The organism is Paenibacillus ihuae (assembly GCF_001368795.1).
In the GTDB taxonomy this organism is placed as follows: domain Bacteria; phylum Bacillota; class Bacilli; order Paenibacillales; family Paenibacillaceae; genus Paenibacillus_AQ; species Paenibacillus_AQ ihuae.
On sequence record NZ_LN831198.1, the window covers coordinates 1,539,419 to 1,546,038 of the forward strand.

4 protein-coding genes are annotated in these 6,620 nt (G+C 54.0%); 3 read left to right on the forward strand and 1 reads right to left on the reverse strand.

The annotated features are described in order from the left end of the window. The 3 genes from AQR02_RS06810 to AQR02_RS06820 all read left to right on the forward strand — a co-directional run. On the forward strand, positions 1-3,189 hold a 3,189-nt coding region (locus tag AQR02_RS06810; protein ID WP_245237173.1), incomplete at its 5' end, for a choice-of-anchor I family protein. Positions 3,190-3,298: 109 nt separating this feature from the next. Continuing rightward, positions 3,299-3,709, forward strand: a complete 411-nt coding sequence (locus AQR02_RS06815; RefSeq protein ID WP_054939936.1) for a VOC family protein — start codon at positions 3,299-3,301, stop codon at positions 3,707-3,709. 240 nt (positions 3,710-3,949) lie between these two features. Next, positions 3,950-5,740, forward strand: a complete 1,791-nt coding sequence (locus tag AQR02_RS06820; RefSeq protein ID WP_054939937.1) for a methyl-accepting chemotaxis protein — start codon at positions 3,950-3,952, stop codon at positions 5,738-5,740. Here the strand turns inward: AQR02_RS06820 and AQR02_RS06825 are convergent. Beyond that, the coding region (locus tag AQR02_RS06825; protein WP_342447445.1) for an NAD-dependent epimerase/dehydratase family protein at positions 5,720-6,620 on the reverse strand (901 nt) is incomplete at its 5' end. The genes AQR02_RS06820 and AQR02_RS06825 overlap by 21 nt on opposite strands.

The window sequence follows — 6,620 nt, forward strand, 5'->3', positions numbered from 1 at the left end:
CTTGACGCGGCATCGGGGATCATCAGCGGAACTCCGCTTGCGGCAGGCACGGCAACGGTGAGCTACGCGGTGTATGACAGCGCGGTTCCTCCGGTGAAGGCGGAAGGCAGCCTTTCACTGGTTGTCGGGAAGGCAGCTGGGGAGCCGGCAAAAGATGTCATCCAGGTTACGAAAATCGGCGGATACGCTGTGGGAACCACGAACGAAGACGGAGGCGTGGCGGAGATCGTCAAGTACAACCGGGCCAACGGGAAGTTCTATCTGGTCAATGGCTCAACCCAACCGGCGACTGTAGATATCGTTAATCTGAAGGATGGCGTACATCCGGAGAAGGAAGCAAGCATCAACGTAGAGGCACTATCCGAAGCTGGAGGCTTCAGCTACGGGGATTTGACCAGCGTAGATATTAACACGGCGACCAGCAGGATTGCTGTGGCTGTCCAGGAAGCAGATGCGATGAAGAAGGGCAAGATTCTTGTCCTTGATTATGACGGTAAGCTGCTGACAACCTACGAAGCCGGTATCCAGCCGGATATGATTAAATATACGGCGGATGGCCGGTATATTCTTACGGCAGATGAAGCCGAGCCGCGTACACTGGCAGGTGATCCGGAGGGCAGCGTGACGGTCATCGATACGGTCACTGGAACTTCCAGAACCGTTAGGTTCGATAATCCCGGTCTCATTGATGATCTCGTGCATATCCGCGGTGCGGTGGACCCTGTAAGCAAGTTGATCACCGGTAAAGGTGCTAAGGAAGACGCCGTACGTGATCTGGAGCCGGAATTCATCGAGCTGTCCGATGACCAGAAGACGGCTTATGTTTCCCTTCAGGAGAATAATGCAGTGGCGGCGGTTGATGTAATCTCAGGCAAGCTTCTGTGGGTGAAAGGTCTGGGACTCAAGGATCTGAGCGATCCGCGCAATGCGCTTGATCTGGTGAAGGACAATCAGATTCATCTTGAGAATGTTCCATTTTATGGTGTATACATGCCGGACGGCATCAGCCAGTACACGGTGAACGGAAAAACCTATCTGTTCACGGCTAATGAAGGGGATGCAACCGAGTGGGACAGCAAGGAGAATGCCACTAACATCGGCTCCATGAAGAGTTCACTCAATCCGGATTCGGCAGCTGCACAGTTCCTGAACGGACAGAAGAAATATGACAGCGTAGAGGTGATGTCGGATATGGGGCATGACGGCATTTATCTGTACGGCGCACGTTCCTTCTCCGTATGGGATGCCGGAACCCTGAAGCAGGTGTATGACAGCGGCAGTGAATTTGAGCAGATCACTTCGCAGCGTCTGCCGGTGTACTTCAATGCCAGCAACAGCAACACTACCCTGGACAGCCGCAGCACCAAAAAAGGTCCGGAGCCCGAATATGTCAAAATCGGCAAGGTGGGGCAGAAGGCGCTGGCCTTTGTCGGGTTGGAACGCGTCGGCGGTCTGATGACCTATGATGTGACGAACCCGGAGCAGCCGCAGTTTGTAAACTACATCAATTCGCGTGAGTTTACGCCGAAAAATAATCTGGCAACCGACACAGGTCCGGAAGGCATCGAATTCATCCCGGCAACGGACAGCCCGACCGGGCTTCCGCTGGTGCTGGTAGCCAATGAAGTCGGCGGTACAGTGGCGGTCTATCAATTAAATGTGACAAAGGTGACTTTGAATCAGACCTCCTTGTCGCTCCAGGCGGGCGGAAGCACAGCAGAACTAAAAGCAACGGTCCAACCCGCAGGTGAAACAGGTCAAGGCTTGAGCTGGAGCTCCTCCAACTCCGCTGTAGCCTCGGTTGACCAGAACGGAAAGGTTAGTCCGCTCGCGGCGGGAACAGCAGTTGTTTCCGTATATAGTGCGGATGGGTATGGTATCGCCCAGGCGCATGTGACGGTAGCGGCAGCCAATCCGGTCATTAGTTACCCGGGTTCGGCGCCTTCCGGTGGAATGCCAGCGGTTGTCACCAAGCCGGAAACAGCGGTGAATGTCACGGGCGGCAAGGCGGTTGTGGAAGTGAAGGCGGCAGCTGATGCAGCCGGAAGCATATCCTTCCCTGTCAGCACAGATGTGGTGACTGCCGCACTTGAGGCGCTGAAGACTTCAGGTGCCTCAGAGCTGGTGTTCCGCACGGCTTCTGGAGAAGCTGGCCAGAAGATCACCCTGAATATTCCTGCAGCAGCCTGGGCGGAACTTGCCGGCAGTTCCTTAAAGACTGTGACATTCGCAGGCGGGCCGGGAACCGTTTCATTCGACCGGACTGCAGCTTCGGCGATTCACACGGCTGCAGGCGGGGAAGAGGTCAGCCTGACGATTGCCGGAACGGATCTCACTACAGCTGCAGCCGGAGCCAGTGCTGCGGCAGGCAGCATCATCGGCAGCCGGCCGGTGCTGAGCCTTACGGTTCAAGCGGGAAGCAAGGACATTTCCAGCTTCGGTGGCGGGGGTGTGTTGGTCAGCATCCCATACACACTCCCGGCAGGTGAAGATGTCCATGCGGTAGCAGCTTACCAAATAACTGCAGGAGGCGGATTGTCAGTACTTCCTGCCAGCAGCTACAATGCAGTGACAGGTCAGCTGACCTTCCGTACCACCCATTTCTCCGTTTATGCGGTGGGCTATAATAAGCCGTTATTCACGGATACAGCAAGCAGCTATGCCAAGGATTCTATAACATATCTGGCAGCCCGCGGAGTCATCTCCGGAATCTCGGCCGAGCAGTTCGGCCTCAAGAGCCAGTTGAGCCGCGGGGATGCAGCACTGCTGCTGGCCCGGTTAGCCGGAGCGGAGCCGGGCAGCCCGGCAGGCAGCTTCAGTGATGTGAAGCCGGAGGATTATTATGCGGCGGCAGTCTCCTGGGCGAATGCTAATGGCATCGTCAACGGAACAGGAGACGGCAAATTTGAGCCCAAGGCTGAGGTCTCGCGTGAGCAGCTGGCGGTCATGATCCTCCGTCTCGCGGATGCTATGAACTGGAATCTGCCTGCAAGCAGCGTCCCTGCTGTATTCGCTGATCAGGCGGCCATCAGCCCCTATGCGCGGGATGCCGTAAGTGCTGTCCAGCAGGCCGGTATCCTATCCGGTCAGGCGGCAGGTGGAGGCAGGGTTAACTTTGCACCGCAAGCTTCAGCTACCCGTGAAGAGACTGCACATATGCTGGCGAAGCTGCTAAAAAATATGCTATAGGAGCTGTTATCTGCTGACTGCAGCTCACATTTCAAATTTTAGGTATTTTGCTGCTTGCATGGTATAATCGGACAGTAATACTCCATTACATGCGAGAGGTGATCAGGGAATGGGATTTCAGGCAGGCCAGCTTTTTGTGAATTTGCCAGTGACCAATCTGCAGAAGACGATCGAATTCTTTACCGCTTTAGGCTTTGAATTTAACCCGCAGTTTACGGATGAGAAAGCAACCTGCATGATCATTAATGAGAATACCTTTGCCATGCTGCTGACCCGGGAGTTTTTTAACACCTTTACCTCCAAAACGATTGTTGACACATCGGCGCAAACAGAGGTGATTGTAGCCCTCGCGGCTTCAAGCAGAGAGCAGGTGGACGAGCTGGTGCAGAAGGCACTTGATGCCGGCGGGAAACCTTTTAATGATAAGGCCGATCATGGTTTTATGTACACCTGGAGCTTCCAGGACCTTGACGGACATCTGTGGGAAGTAATGTATATGGATGAAAATGCAAATCAGTAAGTCAACCCTCATAAACGTTCCGAAGACAAGTGCCGCCTGCGGTGCTTGTCTTTTTTGTTGGCCTTCTTTTAGCCCGCGTTAACAGCATTGCAACAATTACTTTACGATGCGCATACACAACACTGGAGAGAATTTAATATCCAGCTTCTACAATGAAAATATGACATGAATATACATAAGCAGGTCCGAGGTCTAGCAGAAGGGATGATAGTCTTGAAAAGAAGTAGGCTGCACTTATCTATGAAATGGAAGCTGATTCTTAGCTTTACGGCAATTTCACTTATCTTTTTGGGGGTTGCGCTGCTTCAGGGGCAGAAGATTACTCAAGTGGAGCAGTCGATGGAACGGCAGAAGTCCGAGATGGAAAAAAGAATCACCGTCTCTACAATCACTCAGCTGCTGCAGGAGCTGAACAGTCTGGAGACTTCGCTGGCCGAATCCAGTGACGCAGAGCTGGCCGGGCCGTTTAAGGATAAGCAGCTGCAGCTTGCGGCAGCTATGGCCAAAGTGGATTTTGACAAGCGAACCTCCGCGTGGAAAGATCTGCAGCAGCTGCGCACTGAAGCGGATGAATATACAGGGTATGTTAATGAATTGGTGAATACGCTGGAGAATACCGATCTGGATCCGTTAACTGTCCTGGAGCAGATTGACGGGCTGCATACGCAGGCGCTTGCACTGAATCAAACGCTGCTGGAGCGGAATGCGAAGCTGTATAAGGCAGCAGCGGATAATGCGGAAGCGGCGCAGGCCCTTTCTTTTACATTGCTGGAGCATACCGTATCCATAGTTATGTATGCTGCAATCGCAGTATTCGCGTTCACGCTGGTGCTGGCCCTGCTGCTGATCCGTTCGTTCCTGTCTCCGGTGGACAAGCTGCAGGCTGCGCTGCGGAAAATCGCCGAAGGCGATCTGCGCCAGCAGATCAATTCACCGTATAATGATGAGCTGGGGCGGTTGAGCTTCCATTTTGACCATATGGTCATGCGGGTCCGCGAGATGCTGCGCCAGACGGTGCAGGTAGCCTCAACGCTGGCCGATTACTCACAGTCCTTTCAGCAGTCTTCTTCGGTTACTGCCCATACCAATCAAGATATCGTCAAGACCATTCAGGAAATTTCGGTAGGAGCGGATCAGCAGGCCGTTCAGTCTGAACAGAGTGCACTATTGCTGCAGGAGCTGGAGCGGGAAGTGGCGGAGATTACGGATTATACCGATGTTATGCTTGCGACAAGCCAGAGCGCTGACCAGAATGCACGCAAAGGCTCGGAAACCATCAGTGAGCTGCAGCGCAAATCACAGAAGTCCCGTACTTCCATCGGCAAGGTGTATCAGGCCCTTGAGAAGCTGGTGGAGCAGTCCGGAGATATTTCGCGGATTACGAATTCCATTACAGAGATTTCCAAGCAGACCAATATCCTCTCCTTGAATGCGGCAATTGAAGCGGCCCGGGCAGGGGCGGCTGGAAAAGGCTTTGGCGTGATCGCGGATGAAGTCCGGCATTTATCGGTACAGACAAGCGATTCCTCGATTCTGATCAGCCGGATTATCGGGGAGCTGCAGGAGAGCATGGCTGACTTTGAAGCATACATGCTGGAATCGAAAAAAAGCCTGGAGGAGCAGGATTCCCAGGTTGCGGAAACCCTTGCTTCCTTCACGGCAATTGACGATTCGATTGCCGGCATCAGCCGGCAGATCGGACAGATTCACAGCAAGGTGGAGCAGACCCGGAAGATCAATTCACGGCTGGGTGAATCGATCCACTCGGTAGCATCCGTAGCTGAGCAGACAGCGGCGGGCGTTCAGGAAGTGAATGCCTCCAGCACACAGCAGGATCAGGCCATTCACGATATCGCCCGCCAGGCGCTGGAGATTAGTGAAATCTCGCGGCGGCTGTTCAAGGAAATCAATGTTTTTAAGATTGAGGAGGGTCAAGCTGCGAACCCCGGCGGTGGACAGCTGCTGGCAATGAACGACGCCCGGAAGCAGCCGGAGGAGACAAGCGTACCGTTACTCGCGATGGCTGAGTGAGGCATGAAGCCGGGCGACAAGCTCCGGCAGCCATTCGGCAAGAGACAGGAAGGTGAAGCCCGCTGAGCGGGCTTTTGTTGTATCCATAACCCAAGACTCCTCAATACCGAAAGGAGACATATCCTCTTGGGCTGTTTCGCTTAGCGTGATTGCCTGCTTCCCTGTAACAGCTTCGATCATCGAGAGAATATCCCGGATGGCTATTGCACCGTCTGAGCAGGCATTCACGGGTCCGGTCAACGAGGATAGGCCCAGCCAGTAAAGGAAGTCCGCAGCCTCATCGGATCGGATGAACGAGATCAGAGCATCCGGATTCGGAAGCCCGACCGGCTTGCCGCCGGTGATATGCTCGATGTGAAAATGCAGCCGCCGTGTATAATCATCCGTCCCTAGGACGATCGGAAAGCGGACGGCTGCCACAGGAAAAGCATTCTGTCTCAGCAGCACAGTCTCAGCCAGTCTTTTGCCTTCCTGATAGTTGAAGTCCTCTCTGGAACCCAGCCGGAGGGGATAAGTCTCAGGGTCAAAGTCCGCTTCACTCAGCATTTCCGGTCTTGGATCGTATACGGATAAGCTGGAGGTCAGGATGTAACGCCCCGCGCGGTTGGCAAAAATCCGGGCCGCTGCAGCTGCATCATCGGGGGAGTAGCAGATATTGTCATAGACGATATCAAAGTGCAGGCCATGCACCGCCGCGGCCAACGCTTCTGAATCCGAACGGTCAACGGTTAAACGGATCACCTGATCGCCGAAATCATTCTCTGCTATGCCCCTGGTCAGTATAGTCACCTGTGTATTTTCATCCTGAAGCAGCCGTTTCACCAGCCGCTTGCCAAAAAAACGGGTTCCCCCGAGCACCAGTATATTCCTCATCCTTCTG

Excerpts from the sequence above, each read along its gene's own strand:
- AQR02_RS06815 (WP_054939936.1), top strand. The coding sequence starts at position 3,299 with ATGGGATTTCAGGCAGGCCAGCTTTTTGTGAATTTGCCAGTGACCAAT.
- AQR02_RS06820 (WP_054939937.1), top strand. The coding sequence starts at position 3,950 with ATGAAATGGAAGCTGATTCTTAGCTTTACGGCAATTTCACTTATCTTT.